We start from the raw sequence: 15,759 nt of genomic DNA on the forward strand, positions 1-15,759 counted from the left end.
GTCATGCTGCGCTTCCTCGTACGCCGCGCACTCGGCGCCGTCGTCATCCTCTTCCTGCTCAGTGTCGTGACCTTCCTGATCTTCTTCGGGATGCCGCGTGACCCGGGCCTGCTGATGTGCGGCAAGACGTGCACCCCGGCCAACCTCGAGAACATCCACCATGTGCTCGGCCTCGACAAGTCCATCCCCGAGCAGTACTGGATCTTCCTGCACAACCTCCTGGTCGGCAGCGACGACTTCATCCAGGGACCCTGCCCGGCCCCCTGCTTCGGCTACTCGTTCCACACCGACGACCCGGTCTGGGAGACGCTCCTGGACCGACTGCCCACGACCTTCTCGCTCACCCTGGGCGGCGCGTTCTTCTTCCTGCTCATCGGCCTGAGCACGGGCCTGATCGCCGCCTGGAAGCGGGGCACGCTGATCGACAAGTCGTTCACCGCGGGCGCCATGGTGATCAGCTCGATGCAGATCTACTTCCTCGGCCCGCTGGCGCTCGCGGTCCTCGTCTACCAGACCCACGCCTTCGAGAAGCCCGCGTACAACGAGTTCACCGCCGACCCCGTCAGCTGGTTCGCCGGACTGATCATCCCCTGGGTGGTGCTGTCGACGATCTTCGCCGCGCAGTACACGCGTATGGCGCGCTCGTCGATGATCGAGCAGCTCCAGGAGGAGCACGTGCGCACCGCCCGCGCCAAGGGCATGTCCCGCCGCTACGTCTTCTTCCGCTACGCCTGGCGCGGCTCGCTGATCCCCATCATCACCATCTTCGGCATCGACCTGGGCACCCTGTTCGGCGGCGCGATCATCACCGAGACCACCTTCGGACTGCCCGGACTCGGGCAACTCGCCGTGCAGGCCGTCATCTTCAGCGATCTGCCGCTGCTGCTCGGCGTGATGCTGTTCTCCGCCACCATGATCCTGATCTTCAACATCCTCGTCGACGCCTGCTACGCCTTCATCGACCCGCGCGTGCGGCTCTCCTGAACCGCCGTTAGGAGCACTGTCGTGACCACTGTGACCAAGGAGGCCGGCGCCCCCGTACCGGCCGGCGCGGGCGCGTTCCTCTCGGTGCGGGACCTGTACGTCAGCTTCCGCACCGAGGACGGCGTCGTCCGGGCCGTCGACGGGCTCTCCTTCGACCTCGAACGCGGCCGGACGCTCGGCATCGTCGGCGAGTCGGGCTCCGGGAAGTCCGTCACCAACCTGACCATCCTCGGCCTGCACAACCCGATGTTCACCACCGTCGAGGGCGAGATCCTGCTGGACGGACAGGAGCTGACCACGGCCCGCGAGTCGGACCTGGAGAAGCTGCGCGGCAACAAGGTCGCGATGGTCTTCCAGGACCCGCTCACCGCGCTCTCCCCGTACTACACGGTGGGCCGCCAGATCGCCGAGCCCTATATGAAGCACCGGGGCGCGTCGAAGAAGGCCGCCTGGGAGCGGGCGGTGGAGATGCTCGGCAAGGTCGGCATCCCGCACCCCCGGGAGCGGGCGAAGGACTACCCCCACCAGTTCTCCGGCGGCATGCGCCAGCGCGCGATGATCGCCATGGCCCTGGTCTGCGACCCCGACCTGCTGATCGCCGACGAGCCGACCACCGCCCTCGACGTGACCGTCCAGGCGCAGATCCTCGACCTGCTCAAGGACCTTCAGCAGGAGGTCGGTTCGGCCATCGTGTTCATCACGCACGACCTGGGCGTCATCGCCGACATGGCCGACGACATCATGGTGATGTACGCGGGCGGGGCGATCGAACGCGGGAGCACGAACGAGGTGCTGCGCTCACCCCGACACCCGTACACCTGGGGCCTGTTGAACTCCATGCCCCGGCTGGACTCGGACCTGGGCGCACCCCTGGCCCCCATCCCCGGCGCCCCGCCCTCGCTGCTCAACCCGCCCTCCGGCTGCCGGTTCCACCCCCGCTGCACCTTCCAGGACCGGGTCGGCGGCGGCCGCTGTGCGAACGAACGCCCGCTGCTCGCCCCCGACCGCGCCTCCGCCTGCCATCTCACGGCGGAGCAGAAGCGGACCATCTTCGTCGAAGAGATCAAGCCCCGACTGGGGTAGGTACAGGCCGGCCCCAAGGAGGAGCACGTGAAGAAAGAGGACCTCGTCCTCCCCGCACCCAGGGAGGCCTCCCCGCAGGGGGAGCCGTTGCTGGCGGTGGCGGGGCTGACCAAGCACTTCCCGGTCAAGGGCGGCTTCCCGATCCGGCGGACCGTCGGATCGGTCCAGGCGGTGGACGGCATCGACCTGACCGTGGCCGTCGGGGAGACCTTCGGCCTGGTGGGGGAGTCGGGCTGCGGCAAGTCGACCACCGGGCGGCTGATCACCCGGCTCATGGAGCCCACGGCCGGCACGATCACCTACCGCGGCCAGGACATCAGCCGCGCCTCACGCAAACAGCTGGCGCCCATCCGGTCCGAGATCCAGATGATCTTCCAGGACCCCTATTCCTCCCTCAACCCCCGCCAGACCGTCGGCAAGATCATCTCCGGTCCGATGGAGATCAACGGGATCGAGCCCGAGGGCGGGCGCGAGAAGCGGGTGCGGGAGCTGCTGGAGATCGTGGGCCTCAACCCCGAGCACTACAACCGCTTCCCGCACGAGTTCTCCGGGGGTCAGCGCCAGCGCATCGGCGTGGCCCGGGCGCTGGCCCTCGAACCGAAGCTGATCGTGGCCGACGAGCCGGTCTCCGCGCTCGACGTGTCCATCCAGGCCCAGGTGATGAACCTGCTCCAGCAGGTGCAGCGGGACCTCGGCATCGCGTTCCTGTTCATCGCCCACGACCTGGCCGTCGTACGGCACTTCTCGCAGCGCGTGGCCGTGATGTACCTCGGCAAGATCATCGAGGTCGGGGACCGCGACTCCATCTACATCCGGCCACGCCACCCCTACACCCACGCCCTGCTCTCCGCGGTCCCCGAGGTCGCGATCACGGAGGGGGACGCGCCCCGGCGGGAGCGGATCCGGCTGGCCGGAGACGTGCCGTCGCCCATCTCCCCGCCCTCCGGCTGCCGCTTTCGCACCCGGTGCTGGAAGGCGCAGGACAAGTGCGCCGCCGAGGAGCCGCCGCTGGTCCGGATCTCCGGCAACCACGAGGGCCATCTGACGGCCTGCCACTTCCCCGAGGAGCCGACGATCGAGGGGCGTGCGGAGGACATCGTCCTGGACCCGGCGCTGGCTGCGCTGGAGGAGGGCGGCGAAGGGTAGCCGCCGGGGCGGAATCGACGCCGATGCGCGTGGGGGCGGGGGACTGGGCGGGGGGAGGGGGTGTGCGGGTCGGCGGCGGTGCCGGTGCCGGTGAGTCGGCGTCGGCGTCCGTCAAGCCGTCGGGGCCGCCTCCGCCACCGTGATGATCTCGGGGCTCGCGGGGGTCAACGGCCCCCTCCCCCAGTCGCCGTACTGCTCCACCACCCGCAGTCCCGCCTCGGCGAGGAGGCCGGCGAGGGGCTCGGGGCCGAGGAAGCGGAGCGTGGCGCGGCTGACCCTGCGCCGGGGCCAGCCGGGGCTCTCGAAGGTCTCGGTGAACGTGACCCGGTCCCCGGCGTGCACGCCCTCGACCTCGTGCCACACCCGTACGACCGTGCCGTCCGGGCCGGTCGCCTCGCGCACCCGGTCCGGGGTCCAGGTCTCCCAGGCCCGCGCCCCGGGGTGCCGCGTCTCGAACACGAACCGGCCGCCGTCGCCCAGAGCCGACCGCACGGACCGCAGCGCGGTGCGCACCTCCTCGTCGCCGAGCAGCACCTGGAAGGCGTGCCCCTTCATCACGACGAGGTCGAACTCCCGGTCCCACAGCCGGCTGCGGAGGTCGCCGAGCACCCACTCCACGCCGGGCGCCCGCCGCCGGGCCTGGACGAGCATCGCGGCCGCCGGGTCGAGGCCCACCAGCCGCCCCGGGTGGCCGTCGCTCCCGGCGCGCGCGAGCAGCCGGCCCGTGCCGCAGCCGACGTCCAGCACCGTGCCGGCGGACCTGACGAGGTCCAGATAGAAGTCGTCGTCCGGACCCCACGGATTGATGCTGTCGTACAGCGCGGCGAGTGCGAGATCCGCGAACGAATGATCGACCACCGCGGCAGTCTGCCACACGGCGGTGCACGGCAGCACAAGATCCACAACAATGGGGAAATTCCCTCGACAACCGTGCCCGCGGCCGGACATGCTCCCCCGCGATGACCAGAACAGACGACATGCCTCCGGCGTGGGACGAGCGCACCCAGCTCACCACGTTCCTCGACTACGCCCGTGACACCGCCCGCGCGAAGTGCGAGGACCTCTCCGACGGGGACGCCCGCAAGGCGCCGCTGTCCGGCTCGCCGCTGATGACCCCGAGCGGCCTGATCAACCATCTGCGGTGGGTCGAGTACTACTGGTTCCAGGTGATGTTCCTCGGCGAGGCGGACGAGGGCCCGTGGACCGACGAGGACCCCGACCGCGAGATGCGCATCGCGGTCGACTTCCCGCTCGCGCAGCTGCTGGCGGAGTACGACGAACAGGCCGCCCGGTACCGGGAGTTGGTCGCCGCGCACGATCTGGACGCCAAGGCGAAGCAGCCCGCCCGCGACGGCCGTGCGGTGGACCTCCGCTGGATCCTGCTGCACCTGATCGAGGAGACGGCCCGGCACAACGGTCACCTCGACGTCCTGCGCGAGCTGATCGACGGGAAGACCGGGGTGTGAAACGGGCGTCGAAGCGGGCAGTGGGAGACCACGGGCAGTGAAAGACCGCGGCAGTGAAAGACCACTGAAAGACCACTGAAAGACCACTGAAAGATCGCTGAAAGAGCGCGGAAAGGCTGTGCCCGCAGTCTTGTTCGAGCGGGGCGGGCGACCCACGGGGGAAACACGGCGCCCGCCCCGCTTTTTCTGCCTGGTGGGCCCCCGCTTTCGGAGGGGCCGCCGGTGTCCGAGGCGCATGACACGAAGCTCACCGCGGGCGAGCGCGAGCGCTACCGTGCGAATCACGCCTACTTCCGCGCCGCCGACCCGCGGCCCGCCGGCGATCCCTGGGACTCCCAACTCCTGCTGAAGCACGCCCGGGTGACCGTCCTCGGCGTCGGCGGCGCGGGCAGCCACGCCGCCTGGTCGCTGGCCGCCGCCGGGGTCGGCTCCGTGCACCTCGTGGACCCCGGGCGGGTCGAGGAGCCCCATCTCGCCTGGCAGTCGCTGTACACCGAGGCCGATCTGGGCCGCCCCAAGGCGGAGGTCGCCGCCCGTCGTCTCACCGCCGTCAACTCCATGGGCCGCCACACCTACGAGGCCCGGCGCGCCGACACCGAGGAGGCCCTGACCGCGCTCGTCCGGGACTGCGACGTCTTCGCCCTCTGCACGGACGGGATGGACGGGATGGACGGGATGGACGGGGCGGGCGGGACAGGCGGCGCAGACGGTGCGGACGGCACGGACGGCGACCGTATCCGCGAGGCGGCGAGCCGCGTCTGCGTCACCCTGGGCGTGCCCTGGGTCTGCGCCGGAACCGACGGACTCCTCGCCACGGTCGGCGTCTACGCCCCCGAAGGACCCTGCTTCGAGTGCGTCGCCGCGGGCGAGGGGGAGCGGCCCGAGCCCGGCCGGAAGCCGTCCCCAGCGCCGGCCCCCGTCGCCGGGGTCTGCGGACAGCTCGTCGCCCACGAGGTCGTCTCCCTGCTCACCGGCATCGCCACGACCCCGCCGGGCTATGTCCGGGGCCTGCACCTGAACGCCCCCGACCAGCACGTCTTCGTACGGCATCCGGCCCGCCCGGACTGCCGGTCGTGCCATCCCCAGGCCGGCTGTCCGGCCGATCAGGCGCCGACGTAGGCCGCCAGGTGCTCGCCGGTGAGGGTGGAGCGGTCGGCGACGAGGTCGGCCGGGGCGCCCTCGAAGACGATCCGGCCGCCGTCGTGGCCGGCGCCGGGGCCGAGGTCGATGATCCAGTCGGCGTGCGCCATGACCGCCTGGTGGTGCTCCACGACGATGACCGACCTGCCGGAGTCCACGAGCCGGTCGAGCAGGCCGAGCAGCTGTTCGACGTCGGAGAGGTGGAGGCCCGCGGTCGGCTCGTCGAGAACGTAGACGGGCTGGTCGCCGCCCTTCTCGCCCAGGTGCGTGGCGAGCTTGAGCCGTTGCCGTTCGCCGCCGGACAGCGTGGTCAGCGGCTGGCCCAGGCTGAGGTAGCCGAGGCCGACGTCGGCGAGCCGGCCGAGGATCGTGTGCGCGGCCGGGACGCGGGCCTCGCCGGCGCCGAAGAACTCCTCGGCCTCGGTCACCGACATCGCCAGCACCTCGCTGATGTCCCGGCCGCCGAGGCGGTATTCGAGCACCGACGCCTCGAACCGCTTTCCCTCGCACTCCTCGCAGGTGGTGGCGACGCCGGCCATCATCGCCAGGTCGGTGTAGACGACCCCGGCGCCGTTGCAGGTGGGGCAGGCGCCCTCGGAGTTGGCGCTGAACAGCGCCGGCTTCACGCCGTTGGCCTTGGCGAACGCCTTGCGGATCGGCTCGAGCAGCCCGGTGTAGGTCGCCGGGTTGCTGCGCCGTGAGCCCTTGATCGGGGCCTGGTCGACCGAGACCACGCCCGCGCCGGCCGGGATCGAGCCGTGCACCAGCGAGCTCTTGCCGGAACCGGCGACCCCGGTGACGACGACGAGGACCCCGAGCGGGACGTCGACGTCCACGTCCCGCAGGTTGTTCGCCCGCGCGCCCCGGATCTCCAGCGTGCCGGTGGGCTTGCGCACCGACTCCTTGAGGGAGGCCCGGTCGTCGAAGTGGCGGCCGGTGACCGTGCCGGCGGTCCGCAGCCCCTCGACGGTGCCCTCGAAGCAGACCGCTCCGCCCGCCGTGCCCGCGCCGGGACCGAGGTCGACGACATGGTCGGCGATCGCGATGGTCTCCGGCTTGTGCTCCACGACGAGCACCGTGTTGCCCTTGTCCCGCAGCCGCAGCAGCAGGTCGTTCATCCGCTGGATGTCATGGGGGTGCAGGCCGATGGTGGGCTCGTCGAAGACGTAGGTGGTGTCGGTGAGCGAGGAGCCGAGGTGGCGGATCATCTTGACGCGCTGCGCCTCGCCGCCGGACAGCGTGCCGGCCGGGCGGTCGAGCGAGAGATAGCCGAGGCCGATCTCCACGAACGACTCGAGGGTGTGCCGGAGCGTGGTGAGCAGCGGGGCCACCGACGGCTCGTCGAGGTCGCGCACCCAGGCGGCCAGGTCGCTGATCTGCATCGCGCAGGCGTCGGCGATGCTGATCCGCCCGATCTTCGAGGACCGGGCCCCCTCGTTGAGCCGGGTGCCGTCGCACTCGGGGCAGGCGGTGAAGGTGACCGCCCGCTCCACGAACTCCCGGATGTGCGGCTGCATGCCCTCCTTGTCCTTGGCGAGCATCGACTTCTGGATCCGCGGGATCAGACCCTCGTAGGTCATGTTGATGCCCGCGATCTTCATCCTGGTCGGCTCGCGGTGGAGGAAGTCCTGGAGTTCCTTCTTGGTGTATTCGCGGATCGGCTTGTCCGGGTCGTAGAAGCCGGACTCGCTGTAGAGCCGGTAGTTCCAGCCGCCCGCCTTGTAGCCGGGGACGGTCAGCGCGCCCTCGTTGAGCGACTTGGAGTCGTCGTAGAGCTGGGTGAGGTCGAGGTCGGTGACGGCGCCGCGGCCTTCGCAGCGCGGACACATGCCGCCGGTGATTTTGAAGCTGCGCCGCTCCTTCACGGTCTGCCCGCCGCGTTCCACGGTGACCGCGCCGGCCCCGCTGATCGAGGCGACGTTGAAGGAGTACGCCTTGGGCGAGCCGATGTGGGGCCTGCCGAGCCGGCTGAAGAGGATGCGCAGCATCGCGTTGGCGTCGGTGGCGGTGCCGACGGTGGAGCGGGGGTCGGCGCCCATCCGCTGCTGGTCGACGATGATCGCGGTGGTCAGCCCGTCGAGCACGTCGACCTCGGGCCGCGCCATCGTCGGCATGAAGCCCTGGACGAAGGCGCTGTAGGTCTCGTTGATCAGCCGCTGCGACTCCGCGGCGATCGTGCCGAACACCAGCGAGCTCTTGCCGGAGCCGGAGACGCCGGTGAACACCGTCAGCCGGCGTTTGGGGATCTCGACGCTGACGTCCTTGAGGTTGTTCACGCGCGCGCCGTGCACCCGGATCAGACCGTGGCTGTCGGCGACATGCGGCTCGGACGACTGGGTCTTGGGCGGTGCCGATGTCGGCGTCGGTGTCTGCGTCTGGGTCCTGGCGGCCATGGCTATCGCCGTTCCTGGATGCGGACCATGTTGCCCGCCGGGTCGCGGAAGGCGCAGTCGCGGACCCCGTACGGCTGCTCGGTCGGCTCCTGGACGACCTCGACGTCGCCTGCCTGGAGCCGGGCGAAGGTGTCGTCGAGGTCGGGGGTGGCCAGGAGGATGCTGCCGTAGGTGCCCTTGGCCATCATCTCGGCGATCGTGCGGCGCTCGTCCTCGGTGACGCCGGGGTCGGCGGCCGGCGGATGCAGGACGATGGACGTGCCGGGCTGGCCGACCGGGCCGACCGTGATCCAGCGCAGCCCCGCGTAGCCGACGTCGTTGCGCACCTCGAAGCCGAGGGCGTCGCGGTAGAAGGCCAGCGCCGCCTCGGGGTCGTCCTGCGGGAGGAAGCTCGAGTGAATCGTGATGTCCATGGCCGTCACGCTAGCCGGGGCTCTGGGACGGCGCTTCTCGATTCCTGATCGGTCTGGTCACCTGTTTCGCCACGCAGGACGGCATCCCCGCCGTCGCGCTCGCCGCGAGCCGCCGGTAGGCGCTGGGCGGCATCCCGACGAGTTCGCTGAAGCGGGTGCTGAAGGTGCCCAGCGACTGGCAGCCGACCGCGAAGCAGACCTCCGTGACGCTGAGGTCGCCGCGGCGCAGCAGGGCCATCGCGCGCTCGATGCGGCGGGTCATGAGATAGCCGTAGGGCGACTCGCCGTAGGCGGCCCGGAACTCGCGGCTGAGGTGTCCGGCCGACATGTGCACCCCGCGGGCGAGGGCCTCGACGTCCAGCGGCTGCGCGTACTCCCGGTCGATCCGGTCGCGGACGCGGCGCAGGCGCGCGAGGTCGCGCAGGCGCTGCGGGTCGGCGGCTCCGGCGGGTCTGCTGGTCACCTCAGAAGCCTGCCACATCGCACGGGGCGGCGGTCGGGGCCGCGAAGCGGAGCTGTTGGCTTGATCCCGACCCTGTCCGTCCCCTCGGTCGCCGTTGGAAGGGGCTGGCGTTGCCCGGCCGTCGTGGCTGCATTACGTTCTGTGAATGCTCACCCCACGGCTCAGGTTCCGCCTGCTCGGACCCCTGGACGTCGAGATCGACGGCCGGGCCGTCGTGCTCACCGGGCGGCAGCGCGCACTGTGCGCGGTGCTCCTGCTGCACGCCAACCACGTCGTCTCCGTCGACCGGCTGATTCAGTGCCTGTGGGACGACCGTCCGCCGGGCGCGGGCGCGGCGCGCGTACGGGCCCTGGTCGCGGAGGTGCGCCGGGCGCTCGGCCCCTCGGGACCGGAGGTGCTGGCCACCCGCCGCCCGGGATACGTCATGCACGCGAGCCCCGACGAACTGGACCTGCTCGCCTTCGAGGACCTCATCCGGGACGGCTCGCGGGCCGCGGCCGACGGCGACTGGCGCACGGCCCGGGGCCGTGGCGAACAGGCCCTCGCGCTGTGGCGGGGCGAGCCCCTGTCGGACCTGTCGGAGGCGGCGGTGCGCGAGGCCGAGCGGCAACGCCTCGGCGAACTGCACCTCGCGGCCCGGGAGGGCATGGCGGAGGCGGAGATCGAGACCGGCCGCCACCGGGAGGCCATCGCCGAGCTCCTCCGGCTGACGGCCGCCCACCCGCTGCGCGAACGCCCGCACGCGCTGCTGATGCGCGCGCTCCAACAGGACGGCCGCACCGCCGAGGCCCTGGAGCTGTACACCGCGCTGCGCCGCCGCATGGTCGACGAGCTGGGCATGGAGCCGTCGGACGACATCAGGGCCCTGCACGGCCGTCTGCTGCAAGGCGGCGGCGCCCCCGCAGCGGCCCCGCCCGGACGCCCCGCCGCCACCGCCCCCGCCCATCCCGTCCCGCGCCAACTCCCGCCCGCACCACGGCGCTTCGTCGGCCGCGACGGGGAGCTGGACCGCCTCGACGCCTGTCTGCGCACCGCCGAGCCCCTCGCCCTGATCGTCGGCCCGGCCGGCGTCGGCAAGAGCGCCCTGGCGCTGCACTGGGCCCACCGGGTCGCCGACCGCTTCCCCGACGGGCAGCTCTTCCTCGACCTGCGCGGCTTCGACAACGCCGAGCCGATGACCCCTCAGGAGGCCCTGCCCCTCCTCCTCCAGGGCCTGGGCTGCGCCCCGCGCGACATCCCGCTGGGCGCGGAGGCGCAGACCGCGCTGTACCGGACGCTGCTGGCGGACCGCCGGGTGCTGGTCGTCCTGGACGACGTCGCCGACGCCTCCTCCGTACGGCAGCTGCTGCCCGCCTCCGAGGGCTCCCTGACGCTGGTGACCAGCCGGGACAAGCTCAGCGGCCTGGTCACCCTCGACGGGGCCTACCGGGTCTCCTGCGACGTCCTCGACAGCGCCGCCGCCCTGGAGCTGATCAGCGGCGCGGTCGGCGCGGAGGCCGTCGCCGCCGACCCGGAGGCCGCCGCCCGGCTGGTCGAGCTCTGCGACCGGCTGCCGCTCGCCCTGTGCGTCGCCGGCTCCTGGATCGGCGACCGGCCGGGCAGCATCCGCGCCTACGTCCGCGACCTCGCCGACCGCGGCCGGCTGGCCCGGCTGCACGTCGAGGGCGAGGAGTCCGTCGCCGTACGGGCCGCGCTGGACCTGTCCTACGGGGTGCTGCCGCAGGAGGCGCGGCGGGCCTTCCGCTCGCTGGGCGTGCTGCCGGGCACGGGCCGGTCGGTCGCGGCGGCCGCCGCTGCCGCCGGGCTCGACGAGCCGGGCACCGCCGACCTGCTGCGGCTGGCCCAGCGCGTCCACCTGCTGCGCGACGTCGAGCACGGCCGCCCCGCCTGGCACGACCTCGTGCACGAGTACGCCCGCGACCGCACCGCCGCGGAGGACGCGCCGCAGGAGCGGGCGGCCGCCGTCGAACGCGTCCTCGACCACTATCTGCAGAGCGTCGTCCACGCGGCCGCGACCGCGGGCCTGTACGTCATGCGCATGCGCCCGAGCCCCGTCGAGGGCTCCCTGGCACGGGAGTTCGCCACCGCCGAGGAGGCGTACGCCTGGTTCGACGGCGAGTGGGACGACATCGCCGCCGCCATCGGCCACGCCGCCGAGCACGGCCCCGCCCGCTTCGTCTGGTGGCTGGTGGACGCCCTCCAGGACCTCTTCCACCACCGTCGCCCGCTCTCCGACTGGATGCGGCTGGCCGGCCTCGCCCGGGAGGTGGCCGCGCGCGAAGGGGACGAGGTCGGCCAGGCCTCCATGTGCCTGTCCCTGGGCAGCGCCCGCTGGCGCAACGGCGACCTGCGCGGGGCCCTGGCGGAGTACGAGGAGGCGGAGGAGCTGGCGCGCCGCGCCGGGTGGACGTACGGCGAGGCCGGCAGCCTCCAGGGCAAGGGCGTCACCCTCAAGCTCCTGGGCGAGCTGCGCCGCGCCCTGCCCTGCTACGACCGCGCCCTCGCGCTCTACCGCACCCTGGGCAACGTCAAGAACGTGGAGATCATGCTGATCAACACGGCGTCCCTGAACCTCGCCCTGGGCCGCCTCGACGCGGCCGAGGAGGCGGCCTGCGCGGCCCTCGACCTGATCGGCGACACCGCCCACCACAACCGCGCGATGGCCCTCGTCAACCTCGCCCTGGTGCTCCAGCGACAGGCCCGGTTCGCGGAGGCGGCGAGCGCGCTGCGCACCTGCTTCCTCGTCTCCCGCGAATCCGGCTCCACCTACACCGAGGCCGTGGCCCTGGAGGCGCTGGGCCGGGTGCGCGCCGACGCCGGCCAGGACGACCGTGCGCTCCTCGCCTACGAGGACGCCCTCGCCGTCTCCCGCCGGGTGGAGAACCGCAACTGCCAGGTCGACTCGCTGGTGGGTCTGGCGTCGGTGAAGCTGCGCGCGGGCCGCGCGGAGGAGGCGGCCGACCATCTCGACGCCGCGTTCGAGACCGCCGAGCGCACCGGGCACCGCGCGGGCCTCGTCGAGGTCCTGCTGGCCCGCGCCGACCTGGCCCGCTTCCAGGGCCGCCCCGCCGAGGCCCTGGACCGCCTGGAGCGCGCCGAACGCCTCGCGGCCGACGGCAACCCCCTCACCCTCCCGCGCATCCACCTCGCCGCCGCCCTGACCCTGCTGGAGACCGGCGAGCCGGTCCGGGCCCAGGACGCGGCGGCGGAGGCCGTCAAGCTGGCCCACACCTCCGGCCAGCGCCTGGTGCACGCCCGGGCCGCCGCCGCCCTGGCGTCCGCCCACGAGGCCCAGGGCGACGCCGAACAGGCCCGCATCGCCCACACCGAGGCCGGGACCGCGCTCTCCGCGATCGCGGGCCTCGGCCCCCCGCCCGACCCCGGCGGCCGCGCCGCCGGAGGCCCCCTGCCCCACCGCCGTCACCATGACCTCCCCCTCGACGCGGAGTCCCGCCTGACCCTGTACCTGACCGAACACTTCGCGGACTGAGGCCGCCCGACGCGGGTCGGTCAGACGCTCGCCGCGTACGCCGTACGTCCCTGGAGGCGCGGGTCGCCGGACAGGATCCGCCCGTGCAGGGCACGCACCTCCGGGCCGGGCTCGCAGCCCAGCAGGTCGACCATGCGCAGGCGCAGCAGCTGGAAGCAGTCCAGGGCGTCCGCCTGCCGGCCGCCCCGGTACAGGGCGAGCATCAGCAGGCCGGCGACCTTCTCGTCGAACGGGTGCATTTCCGCCAGCCAGTGCAGCTGCGGCAGGCACTCCTCGTGCCGCCCCGAGCGCAGATACAGCTCCGTGCTGCCGACCAGCGCCTCCCGGTGCTCGCGGCGCAGCGCCACCCGCGCCGACTCCGCCCAGGCCGTGCGCACGTCCGACAGCGGCTCGCCCCGCCACAGCTCCAGGGCCCGCCCGTAGAGGTCGAGCGCGGCCTCGGTCTCGCCGACGCGCGCCGTGTGCTGCGCCTGCCGTACCAGGGCGCGGAAGCGGGAGGTGTCCACGCTGTGCTCGTCGACCACGAGGACGTAACCGCCGCGCTTGCGGGCCAGTTCGAAGCCCTGGCCGGCCTGTCCGTCGGGCTGCAGCGCCTTGCGCAGCCGGGTGGCCTGGATGTACAGGGCGTCGCGAGGATGCTGGGGCCGCCGCTCCGGCCACACCCGCTCGATCAGCGCCTCGTCGGACACGAACGTGCCCGGGGCCCACGCCAGCGCCGCCAGCAGCAGCCTGGTGCCGTGCGGCAGCGGCAGTTTGTCGCCGGAGTGGGCGCGTGCCTCGACGCAGCCGAGCAGCTGAATTTCCATGGCTTTCCCCGTACCTCGAACCACTGGAGTCTCTACTGTGCGCGGCGGGTGTTCGGCTGGCGCATGGATGCTGCACGGGTGGAAAGAGTGAAGGCCCGCGCCGGGTGAGCGCGGGCCTTCGTTCCCCTGGACCGGACGTTCGTGGGCTCGGGTCAATGGGCCGGGAATGTCCGCTCCGAAAGGAGGCGACTGACGGTAAAGGGGTGTGTCAGACCGCCGCCTCGGGGTCCTTGGAGAGACGGGGAGCGGGCACGGTGACCTGGGCGTCCGCCGTCTCGGGGTAGTGGCACGCCGTCAGGTGACCGGGCTTGTTGCCCTCCACCTGCACCAGCGGCGGGGCCTCGGACGCGCACTTGTCCGTCGCCTTCCAGCAGCGGGTGCGGAACCGGCAGCCGGAGGGCGGGTTGATGGGCGAGGGCACGTCGCCGACCAGGCGGATGCGCTCCCGGGCCGGGGCTCCCTCGTCCTCCACCGTGGCCTCGGGCACGGCCGACAGCAGCGCCCGGGTGTAGGGGTGGCGCGGGTTGCCGTACAGGTCGTCGCGGTCGGCGATCTCGACGATCCGGCCGAGGTACATGACCGCGACGCGCTGCGAGAAGTGCCGTACGACGGCCAGGTCGTGGGCGATGAAGACGAAGGCGATGCCCAGGTCCCGCTGCACCTTCTGGAGCAGGTTGACGACCTGCGCCTGGATGGACACGTCGAGCGCGGAGACCGGCTCGTCGGCCACGATCAGCTTCGGTTCGAGGGCCAGCGCCCGGGCCACGCCGATGCGCTGGCGCTGACCGCCGGAGAACTCGTGCGGGAAGCGGTTGTAGTGCTCGGGGTTGAGGCCGACGATCTCCAGCAGCTCCCGCACGCGCGCCTCGCGCCCGCCGGCCGGGTGGATGTCGTTGATCTCCATCGGACCGGAGATGATCTTTCCGACGGTCTGGCGCGGGTTCAGCGACGCGTACGGGTCCTGGAAGATCATCTGGATCTCGGACCGGATCGGCGCCAGCTGCTTGCGTCCCGCGTGCGTGATGTCCTGACCGCGGTACGAGATCGTCCCGCCGGTCGGCTCCAGGAGCCGGGTGATCAGCCGGCCCGTCGTCGACTTGCCGCAGCCGGACTCGCCGACCAGGCCGAGGCTCTCGCCCTCGGCGACCTGGAAGTCGAGCCCGTCGACGGCCTGCACGGCGCCGACCGTCCGCCGGATCGGGAAGCCGCCCTTGATCGGGAAGTGCTTGGTGAGCCCGGAGACGTCCAGGAGGGGAGTGGTGCTGCTCATGGTGGTGAAATCCCGTCTCTTGTACGTCAGTTCGCCGCGCTGCCGGCGAGTTCGGCGAAGAACTCGGCGCGCTGGTCGGCAGTCAGGTGGCAGGCGGAACCCCGTCCGTCCGTGAGCTCCAGGAGCGGACTCTCCTTGGCGCACCGGCCCCCGTCGACCTTGTCGGCGAAGGCGCACCGCGGGTGGAAGCGGCAGCCCGAGGGCGGGTTCAGCAGCGACGGCGGCGAACCCGGGATCGGGTTGAGCGGCACGTCCACCGGGTGGTCCAGGCTCGGCATCGAGCTCAGCAGCCCCAGCGTGTACGGGTGCTGCGGCGAGCGCAGCACCTCCCGCTTGGTGCCGCGCTCCACGCACCGGCCGCCGTACATCACCAGCACGTCGTCGGCGATGTCGGCGATGACGCCCAGGTCGTGGGTGATGAAGATGATCGCGGTGCCGAACTCCTGCTGGAGGTCCTTGAGCAGGTCCATGATCTGGGCCTGCACGGTCACGTCGAGGGCCGTGGTCGGCTCGTCGGCGATCAGCAGCTCGGGGTCGCACACCAGCGCCATCGCGATCATCGCGCGCTGGCGCATACCGCCGGAGAACTGGTGCGGGTAGTCGTCCACCCGGGTCTCCGGCTGCGGGATCCCCACCCGCGTCAGCATCTCGATGGCCCGGGCACGCGACTCCTTCTTGGAGGCGCCGGTGTGCTTGCGGTACGTCTCGCTGATCTGCTTGCCGATGGTGTGGAACGGCGACAGCGAGGCCAGGGCGTCCTGGAAGATCATGGCCATCTTGTTGCCGCGCAGCCGCTCCAGCTCCTTCTCGGAGGCCGTCAGCAGCTCCTTGTCGTCGAGGACGATCTCGCCCTCGATCGCGGTGCGGTCGCGGTCGTGCAGACCCAGGACGGCCAGGTTGGTGACCGACTTGCCGGAGCCCGACTCGCCCACGATGCCGAGCGTCTTGCCCTTCAGCAGGTCGAACGAGAGACCGTCGACGGCCTTGACGACGCCGTCCTCGGTGGAGAAGTGAACTTTCAGGTCCCTGACGGAGAGGAAGGGCTGCTGATCGGTGCTCGTCACGGGGACGCTCCTGGGGGGTGATGCGGGGGGTAGGGGGCTAC

General features: G+C 72.1%; 13 protein-coding genes. 6 read left to right on the forward strand and 7 right to left on the reverse strand.

The window, feature by feature from the left end; translation table 11 throughout:
- The first annotated feature begins 3 nt into the window (after window positions 1–3).
- From OG562_RS28030 to OG562_RS28040, 3 genes are read left to right on the forward strand one after another with little or no spacing between them, the layout of a single operon-like run.
- Window positions 4–984, forward strand: a complete 981-nt coding sequence (locus OG562_RS28030) for an ABC transporter permease (RefSeq protein ID WP_266402580.1) — start codon at window positions 4–6, stop codon at window positions 982–984.
- Window positions 985–1,005: 21 nt separating this feature from the next.
- Window positions 1,006–2,067, forward strand: a complete 1,062-nt coding sequence (locus OG562_RS28035; RefSeq protein WP_266402581.1) for an ABC transporter ATP-binding protein — start codon at window positions 1,006–1,008, stop codon at window positions 2,065–2,067.
- A gap of 27 nt (window positions 2,068–2,094) precedes the next feature.
- Complete coding sequence (locus tag OG562_RS28040) at window positions 2,095–3,213, forward strand: ABC transporter ATP-binding protein (RefSeq protein WP_266402582.1); 1,119 nt, start codon at window positions 2,095–2,097, stop codon at window positions 3,211–3,213.
- Between the two features lie 111 nt (window positions 3,214–3,324).
- On the opposite strand, the gene OG562_RS28045 is transcribed toward OG562_RS28040, so the two are convergent.
- Window positions 3,325–4,071, reverse strand: coding sequence for a trans-aconitate 2-methyltransferase (locus tag OG562_RS28045; protein ID WP_266402583.1), 747 nt, complete (start codon window positions 4,069–4,071; stop codon window positions 3,325–3,327).
- A gap of 101 nt (window positions 4,072–4,172) precedes the next feature.
- Between OG562_RS28045 and OG562_RS28050 the strand changes: the two genes are divergently transcribed.
- A complete protein-coding gene (locus OG562_RS28050) occupies window positions 4,173–4,679 on the forward strand; it encodes a DinB family protein (RefSeq protein WP_266402585.1) in 507 nt (168 codons plus the stop codon).
- A gap of 222 nt (window positions 4,680–4,901) precedes the next feature.
- A complete protein-coding gene (locus OG562_RS28055) occupies window positions 4,902–5,798 on the forward strand; it encodes a ThiF family adenylyltransferase (protein ID WP_266402586.1) in 897 nt (298 codons plus the stop codon).
- Here the strand turns inward: OG562_RS28055 and OG562_RS28060 are convergent.
- From OG562_RS28060 to OG562_RS28070, 3 genes are read right to left on the reverse strand one after another with little or no spacing between them, the layout of a single operon-like run.
- Entirely contained in the window at window positions 5,783–8,212 is a 2,430-nt protein-coding gene (locus OG562_RS28060; RefSeq protein ID WP_266402587.1) for an excinuclease ABC subunit UvrA, read from the reverse strand. The two genes, OG562_RS28055 and OG562_RS28060, sit on opposite strands and share 16 nt — an antisense overlap.
- Before the next feature lie 2 nt (window positions 8,213–8,214).
- Window positions 8,215–8,625 carry a VOC family protein gene (locus OG562_RS28065; RefSeq protein WP_266402589.1) on the reverse strand — a complete coding sequence of 137 codons (411 nt, stop codon included), beginning with the start codon at window positions 8,623–8,625 and terminating at the stop codon, window positions 8,215–8,217.
- 10 nt (window positions 8,626–8,635) lie between these two features.
- Entirely contained in the window at window positions 8,636–9,106 is a 471-nt protein-coding gene (locus tag OG562_RS28070) for a helix-turn-helix transcriptional regulator (protein ID WP_266402590.1), read from the reverse strand.
- A gap of 127 nt (window positions 9,107–9,233) precedes the next feature.
- Between OG562_RS28070 and OG562_RS28075 the strand changes: the two genes are divergently transcribed.
- A complete protein-coding gene (locus OG562_RS28075; RefSeq protein WP_266402593.1) occupies window positions 9,234–12,578 on the forward strand; it encodes a BTAD domain-containing putative transcriptional regulator in 3,345 nt (1,114 codons plus the stop codon).
- Between the two features lie 20 nt (window positions 12,579–12,598).
- Here the strand turns inward: OG562_RS28075 and OG562_RS28080 are convergent, their stop codons facing one another.
- The 3 genes from OG562_RS28080 to OG562_RS28090 all read right to left on the reverse strand — a co-directional run bounded on the left by OG562_RS28080 (window position 12,599) and on the right by OG562_RS28090 (window position 15,718).
- Complete coding sequence (locus OG562_RS28080; RefSeq protein WP_266402595.1) at window positions 12,599–13,384, reverse strand: BTAD domain-containing putative transcriptional regulator; 786 nt, start codon at window positions 13,382–13,384, stop codon at window positions 12,599–12,601.
- A 208-nt stretch (window positions 13,385–13,592) separates the two neighbouring features.
- The gene (locus OG562_RS28085) at window positions 13,593–14,654 is read right to left on the reverse strand and encodes an ABC transporter ATP-binding protein (protein WP_266402598.1); all 1,062 of its coding nucleotides are present in this window, start codon (window positions 14,652–14,654) and stop codon (window positions 13,593–13,595) included.
- A 26-nt stretch (window positions 14,655–14,680) separates the two neighbouring features.
- Complete coding sequence (locus OG562_RS28090) at window positions 14,681–15,718, reverse strand: ABC transporter ATP-binding protein (protein WP_266402601.1); 1,038 nt, start codon at window positions 15,716–15,718, stop codon at window positions 14,681–14,683.
- Between the last annotated feature and the right edge of the window lie 41 nt (window positions 15,719–15,759).

This window comes from Streptomyces sp. NBC_01275 (assembly GCF_026340655.1).
Lineage (GTDB): Bacteria > Actinomycetota > Actinomycetes > Streptomycetales > Streptomycetaceae > Streptomyces.